Origin of the sequence: Sporosarcina sp. FSL K6-1522, from assembly GCF_038622445.1 — a bacterium.
Taxonomy (GTDB): Bacteria; Bacillota; Bacilli; order Bacillales_A; family Planococcaceae; genus Sporosarcina.
This window is the reverse complement of sequence record NZ_CP152019.1, coordinates 3,441,593-3,462,947: the sequence shown is the minus strand read 5'-3', so window position 1 is coordinate 3,462,947 and position 21,355 is coordinate 3,441,593. Positions and strand designations below refer to the sequence as shown.

23 protein-coding genes, 1 pseudogene and 1 riboswitch are annotated in these 21,355 nt (G+C 38.8%); of the genes and pseudogenes, 21 read left to right on the top strand and 3 right to left on the bottom strand.

Annotation, left to right across the window (positions count from 1 at the left end):
• The first annotated feature begins 539 nt into the window (after positions 1-539).
• Together MKY34_RS17265 and MKY34_RS17260 are read left to right on the top strand one after the other, a co-directional pair.
• On the top strand, positions 540-1,295 hold the full coding sequence (locus MKY34_RS17265) for an exodeoxyribonuclease III (RefSeq protein WP_342512352.1): 756 nt from the start codon (positions 540-542) through the stop codon (positions 1,293-1,295).
• A 97-nt stretch (positions 1,296-1,392) separates the two neighbouring features.
• Complete coding sequence (locus tag MKY34_RS17260) at positions 1,393-1,884, top strand: SRPBCC family protein (RefSeq protein ID WP_342512351.1); 492 nt, start codon at positions 1,393-1,395, stop codon at positions 1,882-1,884.
• A 48-nt stretch (positions 1,885-1,932) separates the two neighbouring features.
• Here the strand turns inward: MKY34_RS17260 and MKY34_RS17255 are convergent, their stop codons facing one another.
• Positions 1,933-3,147 (bottom strand): MFS transporter, encoded by a 1,215-nt coding sequence (locus tag MKY34_RS17255; RefSeq protein ID WP_342512350.1) that lies wholly within the window; start codon positions 3,145-3,147, stop codon positions 1,933-1,935.
• A 243-nt stretch (positions 3,148-3,390) separates the two neighbouring features.
• Positions 3,391-3,492: riboswitch (purine riboswitch) on the top strand.
• A 151-nt stretch (positions 3,493-3,643) separates the two neighbouring features.
• Here MKY34_RS17255 and MKY34_RS17250 point away from each other — a divergent pair.
• The 11 genes and pseudogenes from MKY34_RS17250 (at position 3,644) to MKY34_RS17200 (ending at position 12,829) form a co-directional block, all read left to right on the top strand.
• Positions 3,644-4,231, top strand: coding sequence for a xanthine phosphoribosyltransferase (locus MKY34_RS17250; protein ID WP_342512349.1), 588 nt, complete (start codon positions 3,644-3,646; stop codon positions 4,229-4,231).
• Complete coding sequence (locus tag MKY34_RS17245; RefSeq protein ID WP_342512348.1) at positions 4,228-5,505, top strand: nucleobase:cation symporter-2 family protein; 1,278 nt, start codon at positions 4,228-4,230, stop codon at positions 5,503-5,505. Before MKY34_RS17250 ends, MKY34_RS17245 begins: the two co-directional genes overlap by 4 nt.
• A 208-nt stretch (positions 5,506-5,713) precedes the next feature.
• Positions 5,714-7,084 carry an amidase gene (locus MKY34_RS17240; RefSeq protein ID WP_342512347.1) on the top strand — a complete coding sequence of 457 codons (1,371 nt, stop codon included), beginning with the start codon at positions 5,714-5,716 and terminating at the stop codon, positions 7,082-7,084.
• A gap of 107 nt (positions 7,085-7,191) precedes the next feature.
• Positions 7,192-7,890: an endonuclease V gene (locus MKY34_RS17235; protein ID WP_342512346.1), complete on the top strand. Its 699-nt coding sequence runs from the start codon at positions 7,192-7,194 to the stop codon at positions 7,888-7,890.
• 260 nt (positions 7,891-8,150) lie between these two features.
• The gene (locus MKY34_RS17230) at positions 8,151-8,477 is read left to right on the top strand and encodes a DUF5713 family protein (protein WP_342512345.1); all 327 of its coding nucleotides are present in this window, start codon (positions 8,151-8,153) and stop codon (positions 8,475-8,477) included.
• A gap of 189 nt (positions 8,478-8,666) precedes the next feature.
• The gene (locus MKY34_RS17225; RefSeq protein WP_342512344.1) at positions 8,667-8,975 is read left to right on the top strand and encodes a hypothetical protein; all 309 of its coding nucleotides are present in this window, start codon (positions 8,667-8,669) and stop codon (positions 8,973-8,975) included.
• Between the two features lie 253 nt (positions 8,976-9,228).
• Positions 9,229-9,639 carry a hypothetical protein gene (locus MKY34_RS17220; protein WP_342512343.1) on the top strand — a complete coding sequence of 137 codons (411 nt, stop codon included), beginning with the start codon at positions 9,229-9,231 and terminating at the stop codon, positions 9,637-9,639.
• A 360-nt stretch (positions 9,640-9,999) separates the two neighbouring features.
• On the top strand, positions 10,000-10,308 hold the full coding sequence (locus tag MKY34_RS17215; RefSeq protein WP_342512342.1) for a hypothetical protein: 309 nt from the start codon (positions 10,000-10,002) through the stop codon (positions 10,306-10,308).
• Positions 10,309-10,572: 264 nt separating this feature from the next.
• A complete protein-coding gene (locus MKY34_RS17210) occupies positions 10,573-11,322 on the top strand; it encodes an HD domain-containing protein (protein ID WP_342512341.1) in 750 nt (249 codons plus the stop codon).
• A 16-nt stretch (positions 11,323-11,338) separates the two neighbouring features.
• Positions 11,339-11,971, top strand: a pseudogene (locus MKY34_RS17205) (RNA ligase family protein).
• A gap of 120 nt (positions 11,972-12,091) precedes the next feature.
• The gene (locus MKY34_RS17200; RefSeq protein ID WP_342515292.1) at positions 12,092-12,829 is read left to right on the top strand and encodes a YwqG family protein; all 738 of its coding nucleotides are present in this window, start codon (positions 12,092-12,094) and stop codon (positions 12,827-12,829) included.
• A gap of 182 nt (positions 12,830-13,011) precedes the next feature.
• Here the strand turns inward: MKY34_RS17200 and MKY34_RS17195 are convergent, their stop codons facing one another.
• Positions 13,012-14,394, bottom strand: coding sequence for an SMI1/KNR4 family protein (locus MKY34_RS17195; RefSeq protein ID WP_342512340.1), 1,383 nt, complete (start codon positions 14,392-14,394; stop codon positions 13,012-13,014).
• Positions 14,395-14,587: 193 nt separating this feature from the next.
• Between MKY34_RS17195 and MKY34_RS17190 the strand changes: the two genes are divergently transcribed.
• From MKY34_RS17190 to MKY34_RS17165, 6 genes are all read left to right on the top strand, one after another.
• Entirely contained in the window at positions 14,588-15,472 is an 885-nt protein-coding gene (locus MKY34_RS17190) for a YwqG family protein (RefSeq protein WP_342512339.1), read from the top strand.
• A 36-nt stretch (positions 15,473-15,508) separates the two neighbouring features.
• Positions 15,509-16,570, top strand: coding sequence for a suppressor of fused domain protein (locus tag MKY34_RS17185; protein WP_342512338.1), 1,062 nt, complete (start codon positions 15,509-15,511; stop codon positions 16,568-16,570).
• A gap of 228 nt (positions 16,571-16,798) precedes the next feature.
• Entirely contained in the window at positions 16,799-17,320 is a 522-nt protein-coding gene (locus MKY34_RS17180; RefSeq protein WP_342512337.1) for a hypothetical protein, read from the top strand.
• A 196-nt stretch (positions 17,321-17,516) separates the two neighbouring features.
• Positions 17,517-18,179 (top strand): hypothetical protein, encoded by a 663-nt coding sequence (locus MKY34_RS17175; RefSeq protein WP_342512336.1) that lies wholly within the window; start codon positions 17,517-17,519, stop codon positions 18,177-18,179.
• Positions 18,180-18,198: 19 nt separating this feature from the next.
• Positions 18,199-18,594: an immunity 22 family protein gene (locus tag MKY34_RS17170; protein WP_342512335.1), complete on the top strand. Its 396-nt coding sequence runs from the start codon at positions 18,199-18,201 to the stop codon at positions 18,592-18,594.
• An 80-nt stretch (positions 18,595-18,674) separates the two neighbouring features.
• Entirely contained in the window at positions 18,675-19,211 is a 537-nt protein-coding gene (locus tag MKY34_RS17165) for a hypothetical protein (RefSeq protein ID WP_342512334.1), read from the top strand.
• Between the two features lie 171 nt (positions 19,212-19,382).
• On the opposite strand, the gene MKY34_RS17160 is transcribed toward MKY34_RS17165, so the two are convergent.
• Entirely contained in the window at positions 19,383-20,132 is a 750-nt protein-coding gene (locus MKY34_RS17160) for a DUF695 domain-containing protein (protein ID WP_342512333.1), read from the bottom strand.
• A 292-nt stretch (positions 20,133-20,424) separates the two neighbouring features.
• On the opposite strand from MKY34_RS17160, the gene MKY34_RS17155 reads away from it, so the two are divergent.
• The gene (locus tag MKY34_RS17155) at positions 20,425-20,847 is read left to right on the top strand and encodes a hypothetical protein (RefSeq protein ID WP_342512332.1); all 423 of its coding nucleotides are present in this window, start codon (positions 20,425-20,427) and stop codon (positions 20,845-20,847) included.
• Between the two features lie 96 nt (positions 20,848-20,943).
• The gene (locus MKY34_RS17150; protein ID WP_342512331.1) at positions 20,944-21,333 is read left to right on the top strand and encodes a hypothetical protein; all 390 of its coding nucleotides are present in this window, start codon (positions 20,944-20,946) and stop codon (positions 21,331-21,333) included.
• Positions 21,334-21,355: the final 22 nt, after the last annotated feature.

Below are 21,355 nucleotides of genomic sequence, written 5' to 3'. Positions count from 1 at the left end.
GTTTTCTATTGTTATTGTAGAAAGGGTTCACTTTTTCTACCCGGCTTTCTATATTCAGGTGCATAAGCCTTGCTACAAGTAAAGAAGGAACGCATTGTTCAAGGGTAAGAGTGCCCGAAATTGTATCTTCGGCACTTGCACTCTCTATAGAAAGTCCTCTCTTCTTTCCTTTCCAAGCAACCGTATTTATCAGTTAATGATTGGAGGGACGCGACAGGTACTGATTCACAACAGCATTATGAAAAGGAGTATAACTAGAAATGACGCAGTCATTTCTAGTTATACTTGCCCCTTACACCGAAGGAATTGATTCCTCCGTAAAGCTGTCGTGAATCATGTGCCGAAAGCGGACCGGAAATCGTTTAGTGAAAATGGAGGTATGGGCATTTCTTATCAATGTTTTATGCAAGTAAATGGTTAAATTAATAGGCGTGATTTGAAATGATGCCATTTGTGGAATAGTTGCTCACCAATTTGTTGTTTGACCGCGGGTTGTTTGGTAATCTGGAGTTATTGGATAGCGAAGGAGTCAGTATAAATTGAAATTAGTATCATGGAACGTTAATGGATTACGTGCGTGTGTTCGTAAAGGTTTTTTAGACTATTTTAATGAAGTAAACGCGGATATTTTCTGTGTCCAGGAAACGAAGCTGCAAGAAGGGCAAATTGATTTGCAGTTAGAAGGGTATCATCAGTATTGGAATTATGCTGTCAAGAAAGGGTACTCTGGAACAGCGGTCTTTACGAAAGAGCAACCATTGTCTGTGAAATATGGTGTCGGGGATGCAGATGAAGAAGTAGAAGGACGCATTTTGACATTAGAGTTCCAACATTTTTACTTGGTGAACGTCTATGCACCAAACGCCCAACGAGATTTGGCGCGCTTGCCGTTCCGCTTAGAATGGGAAGAAGATATGCGGGCATATTTGGTAGCGTTGGATCAGAAGAAGCCAGTCATTTTATGTGGTGATTTGAATGTTGCACATGAAGAAATTGATATACGCAATGTGAAATCCAATATCGGCAATTCAGGTTTTACGTTCGAAGAGCGAGGTAAGATGACCGCATTATTAGCGGAAGGTTTTATCGATACGTTCAGACATTTTCATCCGGATCAAGAAGGGGCCTACACGTGGTGGTCTTACATGGCCAAAGTTCGTGAACGCAATATCGGTTGGCGCATCGATTACTTCATTGCATCTAAACAACTGGAATCTTCGCTAACAGATGCTACCATTCACCCGTATGTGATGGGCAGCGATCATTGCCCAATTGTCTTGGAACTAGAATGTTAAGGAAGAGTATGTACGAATCAAGTTTGGGTGGGGACAAGATTGATTCGGAGTGCTGTTACTTTTTTACGCTTGCTGAGATGGAAGGAGAAGAATTCAAATGATTGCGGACATTAAACAAACAGAGGAAGGGTACATCGCTCGTTATGAGCGCCATATCGAGCAACCTGTGGAGCGAGTTTGGGCAATGCTGACGGATAATAGGAAACTGGAAAAATGGTTTCAGGAGTTGCAGGTCGGGGAACCCTCGAAAGGCGGATATATGAAGTTCGATATGGGGGACGGGAAATTTGAAACACTAGAAATTTTCGAGTTCTCGCCGTTCTCTGTCCTAGCATTTGATTGGTTTGGTGACAGTGTCGGGTTTGAATTGCAACCGGTGCAAGATGGCTGTTTAGTAGTATTTCAGGAGCGGTTCACAACAATCACTAAACAAACTGCGAAAGATTTGGCGGGGTGGCATGTATGCTTAATTGTCATTGAATCCTTGCTTGCAGGGCAACAATTGAATTCCCGGAAGGAAGAATGGGAAAAGTGGTTTGAACAGTATGAAAAATTGTTTACTGAACTAACGCTAGCAGATCAGGCCTGAGATAGCAAAAGAGGTGCCTTCTTATAGGGCACCTCTTTTTGCTGTATATTACTCCTGCAAGATAAATACATTTTTCCCGGCTTTCATCCCTGCTAGGAAGATAATGATAGCTGAAATGATAATAATCAGCATTGGACCCGTCCAACTAGACGTCACGTCGTGCAGGAAACCGAATAATACAGGTCCAATGGCGGCCAGTCCGTAGCCAAAGGACTGTGCCATGCCAGATAATTCAGCAGCTTCATGTGGTGTCCGTGTCCGTAACGTGAAGAACATCATTGCAAGGCTAAAGGACGCTCCACCCGCTACCCCAATGACCACCATCCATAATGCCGCAAGGGAAGTAAACCCAAACAGTACGCCACCATAGCCAATCAAATATAATCCTGCGACGCCTGCGACAATGATTCGCTGATCTCTTACTTTTCCCGCAAGGATTGGAACGATGAACATCAACGGTACTTGAGAAAATTGCAGCAGGGAAACAAGCCAGCCCGCACCATCCGCGCTAATCCCTTGTGCTTTTAGTACTTCAGGCATCCAGGCTGAAGTAGAGTAAAAAATTAAGGACTGGATCCCCATGAAAATGGTGACAGCCCATGCTAATGAGGAGCGCCAAATCGATTGCGATTCACGTGTAGAAGTTGCAGATGCACTTGAGCGTTTGGTGTTTTTCAATTGAGGGAGCCAGACGAGCACGGCAATGAATGTCAAAATGCCCCATATACCTAGTGCACCTTCCCAGCCGAATGGCGTTCCGTGGGCAAGCGGCACGCTAATACCTGCTGCGGTAGAGGCCGATAGGTTCATCGCGACCGAATAAATGCCTGTCATTAACCCCATTTGCAATGGGAAATTGAGTTTGATTAAACTGGGCAATAACACATTGCCAAATGCGATTGCAGCCCCTAATAGGAATGTTCCTATGAGTAAGGTTGGAGTCGTACCGAGAGAACGAATAATAATCCCAGCTGTTAATAGAAGTAGCGAGCCAAATAGGGTTCGCTCTAATCCGAAACGGCGTGCCAGCCGCGGTGTAAATGGCGAAATAATGGCAAATGCCAACAATGGAATGGTCGTCAGGAACCCGGCTAATACATTCGAAATGCCCAAACTATCGCGAATGGAAGAGATTAAAGGGCCGACAGATGTTAAGGGCGACCGAAGTGTGGAGGCGATGAAGATGATGCCGAGTAGAAGGAACCAAGTGTTACGCGTGAACGTGAGTTTTTTACTAATTGGTGTAGCGCGTTGATTAGTCAAAATAAAGCCTCCAAAATTAATTGATACCTTTAAGAATAACATATGTATAGCGATAAATGTATGCTTGCGAACGCAACTAGATTCGACATGTTTTTACAAAAGATTAAGTCGTAGAAAAGTATAGAAATCTGTGGTGCTAGTACAATTCTAAATTCAAGCGCAATTGAATGAAAAGGTAATAGAGTGAATCCTTTTTTAACTTTCCAAGTCGTTGAAAAATCCCTTTCCCATGCTATAATTAGTACATTATAAGCGTAATTTACTCATATAATCGCGGGGATATGGCCTGCAAGTTTCTACCGATTTGCCGTAAACAAATCGACTATGGGCAGCAACGAATTGAACGGGGGATCATCGATAGATCATGCCCTTTTTCGATTCCATTCGACAAGTAAGCTCGAATGACATTGCTCCACTCATGGGATGAATGGACGCACGGTCATAGGGCTTCTTTTTTTTGGCCTTGATCGTGAAAATGACAGGGAGGAATAACAGCATGCAGTTGTTAAAGGATAAGATTGTACAAGATGGGAAAGTATTATCGGACCAGGTATTAAAAGTAGATACCTTTTTGAATCACCAGATTGACCCGGTTTTGATGCAAGCAATTGGAGAAGAGTTCGCAACGCGTTTCAAAGACGCGGGGATTACACAAATTGTAACGATTGAATCGTCTGGTATCGCGCCTGCCATGATGGCGGGGCTAGTCTTAGGGGTACCAGTTGTCTTTGCGAGAAAACGTAAATCATTGACGCTCATCGATCATTTGTATACAGCAAGTGTACATTCATTTACGAAGAATGAAACGAACGAAATTTCCGTTTCGAAAGATTTTGTTACAAGCGAAGATACGGTGCTGCTCATTGACGATTTTCTTGCCAATGGACAAGCTGTACTTGGTTTGCTAGACATTGTTGAGCAGGCAGGTGCGAAGCTAGCAGGTGTTGGCATCGTCATTGAGAAAGGCTTCCAAACAGGCGGAACAATGATCCGCGAAAAAGGTATTCGTGTGGAGTCATTGGCGATTGTTTCCTCACTCGAAAACGGGCAAGTGACGTTTGCTGAGGAGGACCTTTCCAAGTGAACAATCCCGTTAAGGCCACCGCTTTAGGCCTTCAGCACGTCTTAGCGATGTATGCGGGTGCAGTCATTGTACCGCTTATTGTTGGTGCGGAACTGGGCATGACATCAACCCAATTGACATATTTAGTCTCCATCGATATTTTAATGTGTGGAGTGGCAACGATTTTACAAATTATGAATAACCGTTTCTTCGGAATTGGGCTACCAGTTGTGTTAGGGTGTTCATTTACTGCAGTTGGACCTATGATTGCTATTGGTACTGAATCGGGGATTCCTGCGATTTACGGCGCCATTATTGTGTCTGGACTATTTGTTATTATCATTAGCCGTTACTTTGGAATGCTAGTGCGCTTTTTCCCGCCGGTTGTAACAGGTTCTGTCGTTACAATTATTGGGATTACGCTCATTCCTGTTGCCATTAATAATATGGGCGGTGGGCAAGGGGCAAGCGATTTTGGTTCTATGGAGAATGTGGCTTTGTCTTTCGGGACATTGCTACTGATTATCCTGATTTATAAATTTTCTACAGGTTTCATGCGCGCGATTTCCATTTTACTCGGTTTGGTTGCCGGGACGATTGCCGCTGCATTTATGGGAATGGTCGACTTTACAGCTGTGAAGGAAGCATCTTATTTCCATATGGTTGAACCTTTTTACTTCGGTTTGCCAACGTTTGAATGGTCGGCCATTTTGACGATGTGTTTGGTCGCAATGGTATCACTCGTTGAGTCGACAGGTGTCTACTTTGCGTTAGGTGATATTTGTGAGCGAGATATTACGAAGAAAGACCTTGAAAAAGGTTATCGTGCAGAAGGAATCGCGGTTTTACTCGGCGGGATATTCAATGCATTTCCGTATACAACGTTCTCACAAAATGTCGGCTTGCTACAGATGTCAGGTGTTCGGTCGCGTAAGATTATTTTGATTACAGGGATTATGCTCATTACGCTTGGCTTTGTACCGAAAATTGCTGCGGTGACAACAGTGATTCCCAATGCTGTTCTAGGCGGCGCGATGGTTGCGATGTTCGGTATGGTTGTCGCTCAAGGGATCAAAATGTTAAGCAAAGTCATAGGCGATTCCCAAGAGAATTCCATGATCATTGCATGTTCAATTGGTCTTGGACTTGGTGTGACAGTTGTGCCTGAACTGTTTGCTGCATTCCCAACGAGCCTTCGTATTTTAACGAGCAATGGGATTGTCGCAGGAAGTGTCACGGCGATTGCGTTGAACATTTTGTTTAATATGATTCCTTCGGCGAAGAGGCGTAAGTAACAGTTGTCGAAATAACAAATAAGATAGAGAAGTGAGTTGCCCGGTCCGTTAGTGGATCGGGTTTTTTGTTGTTTTGGAGTTGCGATGTGGAGTAATCATGTTTAGACTGCATATATGAAGATTATTTATACATTGTTCTGATTTGTCAGGGGGGGATGGGCGGAACTGAGATACCCTTGTATCAGGCGGAAATATAGGAGGTAGACCGATGGGTTTCCAAACGGTATCAAATCAATTAGAGTACAAGAAAATCTCGCCAGTAGAACTGGTGAGGCAATCACTAGCGAACATTGAACGTGATAACCCAACCTATAATGCGTTCATTACGGTTTGTGAAACAGAAGCGATGGCAGCGGCAAAAATAGCTGAAGAGGAAATGATGAAAGAGGTAAGAAGAAGCCCTTTTCACGGTATTCCGATTGCTGTGAAGGATATCATTTTCACGAAAGGTATCCGTACGACAATGGGATCGGAAATGTACAAAAACTTTACACCAGACTATGATGCAACGGTTATTACGAAATTGAAAGAAGCAGGTGCGATTATTATTGGCAAAGCACATACACATGAGTTTGCCGTTGGACCAATTGGGGATGTATCTGGCTTTGGGCCTTGTCGTAATCCATACAATCCCGAAAAAATTGCCGGGGGTTCGAGCAGCGGATCAGCCGTTGCGGTAGCGACAAAAATGGCTTTTGCAGCTTTGGGAACGGATACGGGTGGTTCCATCCGAATTCCTGCTTCCGCTTGTGGCATTGTTGGTATGAAACCGACCTTTGGATTAGTAAGCAAATATGGCATTCATAATTTAGCCTATACGCTCGATCATCCTGGACCGATGACGAGGAATGTAATGGAAAACGCTTTGTTATTAACGATACTTGCAGGACAGGATGACAAGGATTTGTTTACGATTCAAAGGCCAGCTGAAGACTACAGTCGTTTTATAGGGAGTAGTATTCAAGGGAAAACAATCGGCATTCCATCGTATTATTATCAAAACCTTGAAAGTGAAGTTGCTACTAAAATGGAGGAAGTCATTCATACGTATCACATGCTAGGAGCGAATGTAGTAAACGTAGAACTTGAAAAAATCGATGAAATCATTCGAGCACAATCGATGACGATACGTGCTGAAATTTATGCGGAGCATGCGGAAAATATTATGAACAACAGGCAGGGTTATCATCCAAATGTCTATGCGGGCATATTAGACTGTAAAGGAGTCTCTAGTTCTGACTATATACGTGCTCAACAACAACGACATCAGCTAATCGAAGGCTTCAATCATGTTTTCAATAAGGTTGACGTCTTATTGACGCCGACACTTCCGATTGTGCCTACAACAATTGGACAAAATGTAGTGCAGCTAGGAGATCAGCGAGAATTGGTAGGAGACGCCCTCATCCGATTGAATCGTCCGACGAATTTTACGGGTAATCCAGGATTATCCATACCTTGTGGGTTTTCGTCAAGCGGGCTGCCGATTGGTTTTCAACTAATCGGAAAGCATTGGGATGAGGCGTTGCTCTATCAGCTTGGTTATGCATACGAGCAAAGTACGAATAGTACTAGATAAACACTTACCCGCATATTCGTTACGGAATAAGCGGGTAAGTGTTTTTTCTTGAATGGAAAATGAGATAAGATAATAGAAATATGCAAAATGATAAGGGGAATCGAACATTGCAAAACAAACAGAACCAAACATATTCGATAGAAGAACTAAAACACATACAAGAACAATTAGTGAATCAAGTATCCTTGCAAAACAAATTCAAGATGGAAGACATGAAATATGTAGGCGGTGTAGATATCGCGTATTGGATGGAGGAAGGGATCGATTACGGCGCATGCTGTATTGTAGTCGTGGACTATGTTACGAAAGAAGTTGTTGAGGAAGTACACCATGTGGAGAAAATAACGTTTCCTTATATTTCAGGATATCTAGCTTTTAGAGAGTTACCTTTAGTATTAGAAACCGTGAAGAAGTTAACCATTCAACCGGATCTTTATATGTTCGATGGGAACGGCTACCTACATACTCGCCATATGGGAATTGCCACGCATGCTTCTTTTGAGTTAGGCAGGCCGACCATTGGTGTAGCGAAAACCTATTTGAAAATCAATGCTGTAGATTTTATCATACCTAAAAATCAAGTAGGTGCTTATACGGATATTGTCATCAATCATGAGGTCTATGGACGGACGTTACGATCAAGGAAAGATGTCAAACCTATTTTTGTTTCTTGTGGCAACTGGATTGACTTAGAAACCGCAACGAAAATAACGATGCACTTTGTAGAAAAAGACAGCAGACTGCCAATTACAACTCGACTGGCTGATTTGGCAACGCATGAGGCGAGGAGGATGTATAGGAAATAGCATGGATTAAATGCCTTGTAGTACGAATTACATGTTTGTCGTAACTGCACAACAACGATCAATTATATAGTAGAGATGTTTAGTGATGTGACTACATCGTATAGAACCAAAACAGTCTCTTCACCATTGCGATGACCAAACACTGGTGAAGAGGCTTATTTTGTTACAAAAAGAACATACATTCCTCTTTTTTTATTTATATCGTCCAATAAAGAATAGAATGTAGTATAATTTATACGAATGGAAACGGAGGGAAAATTATGAAGAAAATTGATGCTAATTTCAAATATCTAGTTGATATGTATGAGGATTCGTATTATCCAACGGTTTTAGTGGACAAACTCCAATTACATATTGTTGAAGTTGTCGATTTTATTGAGGCGAACAAGCATACAACGGAGGAGATTCAGGAGCAGTTAGACAAAATGACCATTGCGATTAACGAGCTACAGGATGAGTTCTATGCCAATGATAGTGAATTGGAAACAGTTGCGCGCGAATCGATTGCTGAAACAGTCGATGCTATTTTGCAACATTTTGAAATCGATATTGAGATTGAAGAAGCGATTCGAGAACGAGATTGGTGACACGTTATGTCAGAGCGCTTCAATACCTAGACCCTTGGCTAAATCAAGGGTCTCCATTTTTGTTATAACAAGCTGTTTATAAATATATCAAAAGGGTAATGTATTAGATTAGGACTTAAAAGAAGTTGAAGTTGAAGTTGAGCATATTCCTTCCTCGGCAATAAGACTAAGTTTTTAAAGGAGCCGCTTATGAATAAAAATGAAGCTTTACATGTAGTATATGAAAATATTTTGGGAGAACATTCTATATTGCAACAACTAAGAGAAGGGGGAGGATTGAACAAGGATAGATTTAATGCATTAGTTACTGCAATGGAGTTTTTGATAGTCGAATATAAGAATGTAGATGTTGTTCCTAAAAAACTTGCATTATCGTTTGCAGATATCAGCAATTACTTTTATTTTAATGAAGATAAATACTCTTTGGATGAACAAAATCTTATAGAAGATGCTGTTCACAAAATCTCTCAACTAGCTAATGAAATGTTCGGTTGTTAAAAAGTGGGATTTGAATTTAATGAAGTAACTAATAAAATGAAAAATAAATAGTTAGTACATAGATAAAGAAAATCATTTAGGAGAAAAGAGATAGATGGAGCGAAGTAAAGAACATATCTTTTATCGCGTATATATCAATATTTGTAGAGAGAGGTTAGTGGCGGTAGAAGAGTGAAGCTACTGTTTAATTATAAAATAGAAGTAGTTTTTAAATTAAATCGCTATTTACTTTTTATGTGGGGGAAATATAACTATGAAATTTAATAAAACATATATAGATAGCTTCTTTAACAACATCGATGATTATCATTCGATGGCGGAATTGTTTATGATTGCATCTGGTGAATTAAGAGAACAAAGCACCTTGCCTGATTGGTATGTTGAATTAAGAGAGATGATGAATTGGCAATCACAGTCCGATAGGTCGGGAGTTTGGACATATTATGAAGTAGTAAATGATTCTTCAGCCGCCACACTTATAGGCAGACTTACAGCAAAAGAGGAAAATGAAATCCTTACTATGTATACGATGGGGATAAATAAATATAGTGACGAAACCGTAATGGAACATATTGATAAATGGATTTGGAAAAATGAAGAGAGAATTTACCGATACTTAACGGATGTATTGATAAGCAATAAAGACTGGTTTTATAATGTCTAACTCAAAATTTTGAAAGTACAGCAGTTTTTTAGAATTGTACTAGAACTAAAAGGTGCTTTTCTTTAATAATTATATTCAACAATTGAGCGCATTAGTTGAAGAGCATTGAGTTGTATACATAGTTTTTTTTATCTTTATCGAACTAAAAGTGCAGGATAGTCCAAGAAAGAATTTGAAAAGAGAAAGAGGTAAAGATCCTGCATCAAGAAGTGGTTGGCGGAACGGAAGCATTTGAAACTCTAGATTCTAATAAAATTAATTTAATTGTAGAAAATTTTTTTGGGAATTTTCCGTGCGGGAATCGATATAATAAGTAATGTATGTTTTTGATATAAGTTTAAGGCTGAAGGAGGGACACAAATGAGTAACATAAACTCTCAAAAATGCAATCTAAATATATGGTATCATTTACCCAATGAAGTATGGGATAAAGTAACAAATATATATGAGCGTATGCCGGGTTGGATAGGATATAAAAATGGATTTCCCTATTGGTTCGGGGAGGAAGATGCCGATGTTTTTATTGTGGCTTCAGTAGAACCAAGTGGATTATCATTTTATGCACAGATGGATAATGGTGATTGGAATTCTTGGATAGGGAAATTTAAATTGGAAGCGACAAAAGTATTAAAATTTGATGTCGGTGAACCCGAAGATGGATTTAACTGAATATTGTAAATGGAAAATTGATGATATTGGTAGAAATTAAGATTCGAGGGTAATATAATTTGATATCGTAAATACGTTATACGAAAGTAGAGGGATTTAGGGTTCAAGATCAAATTTCAGAGATATCAATTTACTTCAATGACAAGAACCTGAAACATTATAGACAATCGTGCATAGCTGGTTGTGAGAATTGTATAAATAAACTCTTGAAATTTATCAAAGAAATCTTTCCATTTTATAATGACTTTAAGTTTCAAAGGAGTGATGGAACATGCTAAAACTCATTTAGATGCTACGAATATTGATAGGGATCTCCGAATGAAAGGAATTGCTCGTTTTCCAAATGTTGTGAAAGAATGTTATTACGTCGATACACCTTATGATGTTCGTCTGACTCGTAATGCTTCACGCAAAAGGAAAGTAGAAGCAGAAATAATGTCGAAAATGTACAGGTTTTTTGAATTCCCCATCTATGGAGAAGGATGGGATCAAATCCACATTGTGCATCATGAAAAGCCATACTTCATTTCTAAAAATTCTTTTGTGAGTCTACTTAATCAAAATCCTAATTATAATGATTTATTCGACTCTCTTAGTGTCGTTGATTATGATCCAATACAATCAAGAAAACCCCCATCACACTCACCCTTTGTGCATACATACAAGGTATTTGAATACATCAGTCAAAACTATAAAGAAGATGATAAGTTAGCAATGCAAATCGCTGCATTATTTCACGATATTGCAAAGCCATTTACCAAAGTGATCAAAAAAGGTCGCGATTATGCATCTTATTTTCTTTACGAAAACGTAAGTACACATATGGCAGTACATTTTCTTAAGGAACTTGGCTTTGAAGATGATTTTGTTATGAAAACGGCAAACATTATTCAAATGCACATGAAGATTGTATATGGAGACAATGGAGCAAGTGAAATCTATCATTTGTTAGATGATGAATATCTATGGAAATTATATTTCTTTGCCGAAGGCGATGCACTTGCTAAAAATTAAAGGAAGGAGAAACACCATGTATATCAAATATCCGCGCACCTTCCATCTGCCTTGGTCCAGAACGAAAGCTGACGATGATAAATCATTAAAATCAAACGATCATTTTAAAGGGAAAGAAGTGATTGTCACTGAAAAACTAGACGGAGAAAACACTTCATTATATACCAACTATCAACATGCCCGTTCAATTGATTCGAAAGGTCGTCCTTCTAGGCACTGGCTTAAACTATTTCATGCAACATTTGCTTTTGAGATTCCAGAGGATTGGCGTGTTTGTGGCGAATATGTTTATGCGAAGCACTCTATCTTTTATGAAGAATTAACGCATTATTTTTATTTGTTTCCCATTTGGAATGAAAAGAACCATTGTTTGTCTTGGGATGAAACTATGGAGTGGGCAAAGCTTCTTCGATTAGAAACGGTACCCGTGCTGTATCGAGGGATTTGAGATGAGTCTGTCATCAAAACTTGCTTTACTGGAAGTTCAAAGGTTGGCAGCGCACAAGAAGGATATGTTGTACGTTTAGCAGAAGAATTCTCTTATGAAAATTTCTCAACATCCGTTGCCAAATTTGTTCGTGAAAATCACGTCCAGACCGATCAACACTGGATGCAAAATGCAGTAGAACCAAATCAATTAACAAAATAAAAAATGCTGATTATAGAATAAGAACTACCTTGAGAAATAGAAGGCTTAAATATGTTGAAGATCTTTCTGGATAAACGACTTCAATAAAAAAAATTGTAGAATTGGAGGGAGCTTACATTGATGAAATACGAAATTCCTAAACTTTTGAAAGAACATGAAAACCTAATTAAAGGTACTTTTAGATATAGTAATGAGATAAGTTTTAAGCGTGAAGAAACAAAACCCTGGGATAGTAAATTAGGTGGATGTCCCTATTTAAGAAATAATAAAGAGTATCCAACCGATCAAATTGGAAAACCTATGTTGTTTTTAGCACAAATCAACCTAGAGGATCTTGAAAATCTAGATGAATTACCAGAAAAGGGATTACTGCAATTTTTTGTTGCAAATGATGATATGTTTGGCTTGGAAGATCCGATACTCGTGAAATACATTGAAGGTTATGAAGAAAATGAAGAACGTTTAGTAAAGAAACATCCTTATGAAAATGCAGAATATAATAGGAATCTTCCTTTTTCACACAGCGGTAAAATATATTTTAAATCAAGGGAGATGCCTATGTCTTCCTCATTAGATCTATTTCGAGAAGTTTTTATGAATAAGCTATCAGAAGCAGAATATGAGAAACTGGGCGATGATTGCTATAGTAGCGATAGCAGAATTGGCGGTTATCCCTATTTTGTTCAAAATGACTATATCGGTTTTGATGATAGCGATTTTCTTTTATTACAACTGGATATCGATGAGGAATGCGGCATTATGTTTGGGGATTCTGGGAATTGTGTTTTCTCTATTCCAAAGGAAGCTTTGAAAAATAGAGATTTTTCAAAAGTGGTGTATGATTGGCAATGTTGCTAGTACGATAATTTGTTCTGGAAGGTTGCACAATGTTGCGGTTGGTACGCAATCCGAAATCCGAAATCTTCGTAACCGTAACATAACAGATGACTTTGTTAATATTTTAAAGGAATTACCAATTCCATATCGACTAGATAATAGTACATATAAAGAGCCCGCTTGAAAGCGAGCTCTTTTCACTATTAGGCTTCTTTTAACTTATTAATTACTTCCTCTACATATGAATCGATAAACCGAATCATCCCGTGATTCTGTATGATCCGCCCTTCCTTGATGCGATGATCAAACCACTCTGTAATAAAGGAAGGAGCATATCCGCCTAGCCCGAATTCCTCGCCAAAAGCAATTATTTTCTCATAGGTTGCCAAATATTGATCGCGACTCGTGTCTGGATATGACTTTGTATATAACCAAAACTGTACATCATACATGACATACGATAATTCATCTGCATGAAAAGAAAAATGTCCCTTTTCTTCAACAATTCGTGTACATATATTGCGGATTTTCTGTTCGACCGGTTCCACTTCGGTTACCCGCGAGCATAGCTCCTTCAGCAGAGGAGAAAACTTGCCATGTGTTACTTTATCTAAGTCTTCTTCTTTGTCTTCTTCAGAAGTATCATATTGTTCTTCGCTTACTAATCCTTTTATAAACTCTTCAAAATTATCGGCAAGGAAGGTAATCTCATAGTCATCTTCTTGATCGACATGAACAACTTCAGGTTCACCATCTTTACCACATGCTCGATAGTCTAACATCACGACATCATGACCGGCTGAAGGACAATCACAGATCACTACGCCAATATCTGGATATCCCCATTCTTCTATCATAAATGGACTGCCCAGATCTCCGCATAGGGAGTAGCCTTTCTCGCGCCCAATCCCCATGATCCCCGTAATGGCAATATGATCCTCAGCCCAGGAAGTTGGCTCCTCTGTTGGAAAGCAAGTGTTCATCGGTACCCCGCCATTCTGCTGATTCATTAGAGTAATATAAGAGCAGGGGAGCTTATATCCAAGCTCTTTCTCGATTGAATCGATTAGTTCATCCGTGGGTGGCTCAGATTGATAGGATGTTCTTGCATACTCGCTGTCATCCCAGAAATCCGTTAGAGGCATATTTGAAAAAGGAATCTTTTTCGCTACGGTACTGCCACGCTCCAGGGCTGTTTTCTTCTTGGTAAGTCGAAGTAGTTCTCGTTTTTGCTTCTCTGCTTTATGAGCACTTTGTCTTAAAAAGTACTTTGTATTTTGAATGCCAGATTCTAATTGATCCGCCATGCTGAAAGCTTGAGCTGCTTCCTCATAGCGCTGTAAATGATAAAGCGCAAAGCCTACCCGATAATGCCATAGAGAATCCTTTTTTCCAGCTTCAGAAATTTTATCAAATTGCTCGAGCGCTTCTTCGTAAAGCCCCAAATTGTTATGGGCTCTAGCCAAATGGCTGATGGTTTCATAGTCTCGTGCTTCAGTGGGAATTGCCGAAAGTGAATCAACAATTCGCTGATGTTCGTCTAGTTCATGCCATTCGTTCAATTGGTCAATAAGATTTTTTTTCATTTCTTCCTCCAAATGATTATTTTAGAAATAGCTTCGTCATGTATCTGGTAGCCTTTACCTTTAAAATGGTAACATCTATACTAGGAAGGAGTCTAGAATTTTCCTATATGTTACAATTAAGTTGAATTTATATTTCGATTAGTCGGATTTACATAGGTTATAGAAATTCATATATAAAGGGATGGTGTAAGGATTGCTAAGTGATAACAACCGGAATAAACTTGAGCGAATCGTTCGTGAATGTCAGTTCGAACATGCGATGGATTATTTGAAAGGGTCTGTACGTCAAGGCATTCGCTTGTCCAAGAAAGAGATCGAAACATACAACGAAATATGCTTATCTCGTATAGGGGGAGATCCTGATCTACCCACTAACTTGGAATGGCCGCTAAATTCTGATGGAACTTCCATGACGTTTCTAGCCCAGCTGCGTTTAAGTGAATTGGCACCTCATGATGTAGCAGCATTACTACCTGTAAAAGGCATATTGTACTTTTTCGTAGGAGTGGATGAACCTGCGTATGGAATCAAGCACAAGGTAATCTATCTATCAGAAGACAAGCTTCAGGAAGCTAAACGTTACCCTTCGCCTGAAGTGACTGCCATTGAGGGTGAGTTTACTGGATATCGAGTGAGCGCAAGATCAACGATGGAACTTCCCAATTATGGTTATGTAGATTACGAGATAGTAGAAGACGATGAGCATGATTATGATCAGTATGAAGATTTATGCTTTGAGGTGATTGAAGAGAACCCAAGTGATCTGGCTGTGATGTTCGGTTATCCATCTACCCAGCATGGGGATTGTGAATACGAAGCGGCTCTTCATCTGTTGACAGGCAAAAAGTATGACTATTCAACGGATTCAGCGTTAAAGCAGATTATGGATCACTTCAAAGGTGATGCTGTTAGAGCGAAGCAGGAAGTGCAGGATACGCTAGTGTTGCTCGCACTAGACTCCGATCAGGAAGTGGGATTCTGCTGGTGGGATGCTGGAGAATTGCAGTTCTACATTCGAAAGGAAGATCTGCTTTCAGGTAACTTTGCAAATACCTATTGCTCCTTGTATTCAAGTTAAGCCAATTACTATACCACACGAGTTGGAGGGAAAATAATGACCGAAGAAGTAAATACGACAGGATGGGATGCCATTGAAGAAGCATTAACGAAGCTATATGGGGAACAGGAACCGAAGCATTATGGGACCGCAATATCTTATATGCTTGGTGGTCCAGACCCATTAGATGGCCTTAGTGCTTATCAAGCAGAAACACCTTCTCCGCACTGGCATATTGTCACTTTTGGTTTCTCGGAGCTTTATGAGAAGGAATTGAAGAATACCGAATATAGTGGCTATGGGTTTGAGCTTTCTTTTCGGGTGGCACGAAGTAAGGATGAGGAGGAGCCTCCGGCATGGGCATTGAACCTGCTTCAAAACATGGGGCGATATGTGTTTAATAGCAACAATATTTTCGCCTCAGGTGATTATTTAGATGCGAATGGTCCAATCTGCTTGGGAGCCGATACACAGCTAACGGCTCTTGCCTTTATACCCGATCCAGAACTTGATACATTGCATACGCCTAACGGGCGCGTTGAGTTTCTTCAAATGGTTGGGATCACCGAGGATGAGCTGGAGGCTATGAAAATATGGAATACACGAGGTTTACTTGAAGCCGGAAAAGCAGAAATGCCGGGTTATATTACAGACTTATCCCGGAATTCTATGCTACGAGTCCCTGCTGTTCAGGAAAGTGTTCAAATAGGTATAGATCGTGACGGTTCGAACACCGGATTTTTATTTGTGGATCAATTGGCTTGGGAACCCGGTAAGAAGGGTTTGTTCAATAAGAAGCCGTCTGTGCTCACACTCGGAGCGAAGCAAGCTGGTACGGTTGGAAAGCTGCTACGCGGTCGACTGCTTAAGGGGAAAGATTTGATGTTAGTGAGCAAAGAGATAAGTATAGCATTGGAGCATGCTTCAACGAGTGGATTCGAAATAGGAGGGAGTACGGTCCAATTAAAACTTGAAGAAGCGGTTGTCAACGAGCTTATGCACAAACTTCTGCCTAAAGAAGGAGAAATTCGTTTATCTTCTTATAAAGACTTGGTCATACAAGTCGTTAAAACTTTCATTAAAGATCAAGATGGCAATGTGACATCTACCATCGGATAAACATAATCTTTACATACCATAATTAGCATGCAGCACCTCCAGGTACGATAAACGTATCAATTTAAAGGAGGTGCTTCAATTAATGTTCTGCTTTCACGGGAAAGAAATGCTAGCCAACTGCTCTTATTAAATGTTAAAACTAGGTAACGATAAGTGATGGTGTAATGAAATAGACATCAAAAGTAGCGCAATGGATTCAACATAAAAATGTGGAAAGATGTGAACGCTATGATAAAGAAAAGAAACTTTGATGAAATAATTGATAGCTTAGAACAGCGAAATAGAATCCCGAAAATCAGTGAGTTTAAGAGGAAGGATTGTTTGTTTTTATATGAGAAACTTGCCGATAATGAAATCGAGGCAGATCATGTTTTTTTATCATATGAAAAAGCAACAAAATATAATAAAGAGTATCACGAAGATTTTAGGGAGTTTAAAGAAAGCCATTGGATATTCGCCGAAACTGGTGGAGGTGATTTTTGGATAATTGATCTTTATGATATTCAATCTCCACCAACAGTACTTTTTTATGATCATGATCTTGAAGATTTTAAACCTGAAAACATGTTGAATATTTCAATTAATTTATTAGAGTGGTTTGAGTTAGCAGATTTAATTGCTCAGCTTCAAAACGAAGATTTTTATGATGAAGATTTTAGATTAAAGGCGCCTTGGAAACAAAAAGTCATTGAAGAAATTGAAATGATTAAAAAAGGGCTTTCAAAAAAATACCCTTTTCAATTATTTTGAAGTAAGTAGTTAAGAAGATATAAAATGTGTTTCATATAAATACAAAGATTCAGCAGCTTATTATCGGAATGACATAAATTTAGTTGGTAAACAAACGAAAGATGAAAAAGCATACATATTTGAAGAAATGACGGAGCGATTAAAAAGAGAGCATTGGGGAAATGAACCAAGCCGGTTTGGAGGGAGGGAATCCATGATGTTAAATTTTAAATCGACATTTCTAATTACTAGGACGGAAAGAATCATTGATGCAAATGAGATTCATACCCATTTTCAAACGAATATCCCTGCTGAAGTAATTGAATTTTGGCAGTCTTTCGAGGAAGTTGCATTTGAAAGTGGCGTTACGATTTATGGTTTTGACGTTGCCAAGGAAAGAAACGCGTTGTACGAAGTAAGTGTTTATGCACCGGATTATATGTTATTAGGGGACGATGGTGGGGGACAAGGAGTGTTTTTAAAAAAGAATAGCGGCCACCTAAACGTATATTATCAAGATTTAGGGGCATTGTCGTCACCTTTTTATTCCTTAGACATTGATTTGTTTGGTTGGCTTGAAAATGATCCTACGATAGACGAAGAAGAGTGTGATTCAGATGAGTCGGATGGCATCAAAGTGTATGTGGTAAGCATACCTAATCAAACCAATACATTTATGTTAGCCATCAGAACATATTTGCATTTAAATTGTTCGATTAATGATATTAGAGAAAAATTGGATGGTGTCCCATTTTTGCTCACCAAAGATATTCCATTTATGCGCTATCGTGAAACCATCGACAAGTTAAATCAAACATACAATTGTTTAGAAGTTCGCAATGCAAAGAATGAGGTTTTAATTCGGCCAGCAAAAAAATGAAGGAGAGTGAGTTGAAAAAATGGATATGTCTAGAGTTCACATATGGCTAGGAATCAATGATTCTGACGATGAAACATTCGAGAAATATTTCGAATTGGACTACAATACCGATGTAGAAATAGGCGATCCTGCATATCAAGTGTGCCTATTTTGTGTTGATATTCATGAGGATTGGTACGATGAGGATATGATCGAAGTCTACAAGACGGACCATTTCATAAGCGTTGCAGAGGCATTAGAGGATGTAGCTATTTCGAAGGAAACAGTATTAGAAATTAACGCGATATGCGTTAGAAAAGGAATCGAAAATGTAAATGCCATGTTCCTCTATATCGACGCGGATTTAAACATAACAGATACAGAAAAGTTGTTTAATGGCTTAGTGTACTTGGGAAAATTTAAGACAATCTTTTAAAGACAGACAGTGCTACAAAGAGAGCAAGGAGTCTTGTAGCGATAATGAACAGAATTCTAAATTCCAGAAGAGGTGTAAAAATGAATATTGGATTGAATGAGATATGGGATGGAAAAATCCCAGCAGATGAGACGGATTTGGCAGAGCTATCAGATAAAATTTGGGAAATGGGCGAGCTGGATACTATCCAAGAGATGGTGTCGCCAGATTTATTTCAACTCCACATTGCCATCAATATGATTGGCAACTGGCAGTGTGATGGTTGGGATGGCATCATCGCCTATCAGCCGCATCTCGTACCGTATATTTCTGAAGTCTTGGCGAAGTTTGGCATGCCACAGATGCAGCATACTTTTGACGAAGTGATTGCTATTTTCCCAGATTTTATTACATTCGAGGACGATGCGCTTTATTGTGATATGATCAACTTCTTGCATAATATGCGATTGAAGGTAAGTGATGAGCGTTTGAATAGGTATACGAAGGAGGAGCGTCAAGCGATGGAGAAGCAATATAAAGAAAAGCTTAATCAATTAGAAGCAATGACGGCCCCCCTATGGGGATATGGTAGCCCCATGGATGGTTGGGCCATGATTTTTGATTATATACGAGCTTAGGCTATAAGAGGATGAGTATTCCCAAAGAAGAATAGATGAATATAAATTTGTCATGGGGTTATTTTTGAACAAACTTTACGATTATGACTGCAATTTGTTGTATGTCGGGATGTCACTTCGTCGCATCCCGACATACATTTCCCTATCCTCTACGGGAGCCTTGGGAAGCGATTAGTTCATCACAAGGGTTCCCCAGCCATCATATACTCCATTGTATTCTTCCGCGAATGTTACCAATAAGTCTGTGACATCGTTCATAGAAAAATAATCAACAGAATCGACCCTGTGAATCGTCACTGGATATGGTCCATCCTCATTCACTTGTAGCGAATTCTCCTCTATAGAAAATCCTTCTTTTTTAATAGCTTCTACAAAGCTTTCACGCATTGGTGCATGTTCAAAGTACAACCAATGATCCACTTGACGAGGCGTTTCTAAACAATCCCCAGATTCTTTTAAGGAATCAATTACGGAACGATTTCCCATATGTTGTTGTTGATATTGATTTGGATATAAAATGTCAAAATAAAATGCCCATGTCTTTTCATCGTCCATGCTGAAAACCTCAAATTCATAGCCAGTAGAGGTAATAATTTGATTAGCAGCTTCCACTAAATCCTTCTGTTTTTCAGGAAGTGAATAGAAAATAATATCCCTGAACCCATCTGTTGTAATTCTGCCAACGTTAATAATCTCTTTATGGCTGACCAATTCTTTTAGAGCCACTTCAATTTCACTTATTATATTTGACTCATTACTTGATGGAAATCCATCTGCATTTGGTTGTTGCAAGATAAGCCTAACGGTAAGTGCTTGACGATATTTTTCGGTGTCGATTTCTTTCCATACGTCCATATCTAACACAATGGAAGCAACTTTTTCATTAATATAATCAAAATAAAGATCCCAGTTTTTCGACATTCATACATCCCCCAATAAAATCATTTATTCTAATATAACGGAGCAAATATACCAGTTTATCTCAGTAAGTGCAACGAATATTAAGTTAAATATATGAATTTTATGATATATTTAACTTGAGTGATTCGATAGGATATTTGTTTGTTGTACTTATTATAATCAGAATGAAGCAGATGTGTTTTTTAATAAGGAGAGTAAAATTAGTACAAAAAAGGTCCTGAATTAATTCATATTTGTTGGTTTTCACTATATAGTGACGACTTTGAAGCAATGCTCTTTGGAAGGTGATACTTTGAATTATGAAAATAAAAATATAAAGTTGGCTATGAATGATGGAAAACTATTTTGTGGCATTTTGAAACTATACGAGGAATCTCCAGATGATGAAGATGTGGTTCTAATAGAGCTGTCCATTCTGGACGATACAATAAGCTGTGAACACGAAAACTTTTTTCAAGCACTTCAAAGCTTGCGGCAACAGCTAGAAGATAAGCGACTACAAGTTATGTGCAATGTAGCTGCGTTAAATGTTTATCCATCTCCAATGCAATTAGCGATGGGAAGTGGACGTTTAGCCTATAAATTAGAATTTGGCAAACCAGCTTTAACAGCAAATTTGGTTGATATATTTGGATTTGACGATAGTTTGAAGTTTGTAAAAATCGAAGAACAGCTCAGTTACTATAGTAAATGGGTGAAAAGTTTACATAGATAAGGACTCATCATCTGGCTAGTAAGGTGGTAAGGAATATGGACATATTTCAATAGGGAATGATTTCGACTAGATTGATTAAGAAGAGGTGTTTGTAAAATGCAGCAAAAATTAAATCCAGTTGATTTGGTAGTAGCTATTAAAAATGATATCTATTTAGAACATATTTCTAGTTTTGAAGGAATTTTGAATACATCAACTTCAGATAATGCAGACATGCTTTCTGAAAGTGTTCGCTTTTATCAATCTCTAAATGAAGAGCAAAAAAGTTTATTTTTCTATCTTATTCAAAACTCTATTTCAGATACAATTTCTAATGTATTTGGGTGGTTAGATGGTGTTTATTACTTAGACAATCAAACTGAAAATGTAAAACTTATATTTGAGAACAGTACAAGTAAATTAAATGGCTATTTACAGGACATTTGGCTTGCTATCGAAGAAGGCGATGATATTAATGAGCTTAGAAAGCTGTATGCTCATTTTTAAATAATTTTCCTGATATATATAA

Coding starts and splice junctions, on each gene's coding strand:
- MKY34_RS17185 (WP_342512338.1), top strand. CDS start 15,509: ATGACCGAAGAAGTAAATACGACAGGATGGGATGCCATTGAAGAAGCA.
- MKY34_RS17160 (WP_342512333.1), bottom strand. CDS start 20,132: ATGTCGAAAAACTGGGATCTTTATTTTGATTATATTAATGAAAAAGTT.
- MKY34_RS17250 (WP_342512349.1), top strand. CDS start 3,644: ATGCAGTTGTTAAAGGATAAGATTGTACAAGATGGGAAAGTATTATCG.
- MKY34_RS17165 (WP_342512334.1), top strand. CDS start 18,675: ATGAATATTGGATTGAATGAGATATGGGATGGAAAAATCCCAGCAGAT.
- MKY34_RS17230 (WP_342512345.1), top strand. CDS start 8,151: ATGAAGAAAATTGATGCTAATTTCAAATATCTAGTTGATATGTATGAG.
- MKY34_RS17210 (WP_342512341.1), top strand. CDS start 10,573: ATGGAACATGCTAAAACTCATTTAGATGCTACGAATATTGATAGGGAT.
- MKY34_RS17175 (WP_342512336.1), top strand. CDS start 17,517: ATGTTAAATTTTAAATCGACATTTCTAATTACTAGGACGGAAAGAATC.
- MKY34_RS17225 (WP_342512344.1), top strand. CDS start 8,667: ATGAATAAAAATGAAGCTTTACATGTAGTATATGAAAATATTTTGGGA.
- MKY34_RS17260 (WP_342512351.1), top strand. CDS start 1,393: ATGATTGCGGACATTAAACAAACAGAGGAAGGGTACATCGCTCGTTAT.
- MKY34_RS17220 (WP_342512343.1), top strand. CDS start 9,229: ATGAAATTTAATAAAACATATATAGATAGCTTCTTTAACAACATCGAT.
- MKY34_RS17195 (WP_342512340.1), bottom strand. CDS start 14,394: ATGAAAAAAAATCTTATTGACCAATTGAACGAATGGCATGAACTAGAC.
- MKY34_RS17215 (WP_342512342.1), top strand. CDS start 10,000: ATGAGTAACATAAACTCTCAAAAATGCAATCTAAATATATGGTATCAT.
- MKY34_RS17180 (WP_342512337.1), top strand. CDS start 16,799: ATGATAAAGAAAAGAAACTTTGATGAAATAATTGATAGCTTAGAACAG.
- MKY34_RS17200 (WP_342515292.1), top strand. CDS start 12,092: ATGAAATACGAAATTCCTAAACTTTTGAAAGAACATGAAAACCTAATT.
- MKY34_RS17170 (WP_342512335.1), top strand. CDS start 18,199: ATGGATATGTCTAGAGTTCACATATGGCTAGGAATCAATGATTCTGAC.
- MKY34_RS17150 (WP_342512331.1), top strand. CDS start 20,944: ATGCAGCAAAAATTAAATCCAGTTGATTTGGTAGTAGCTATTAAAAAT.
- MKY34_RS17240 (WP_342512347.1), top strand. CDS start 5,714: ATGGGTTTCCAAACGGTATCAAATCAATTAGAGTACAAGAAAATCTCG.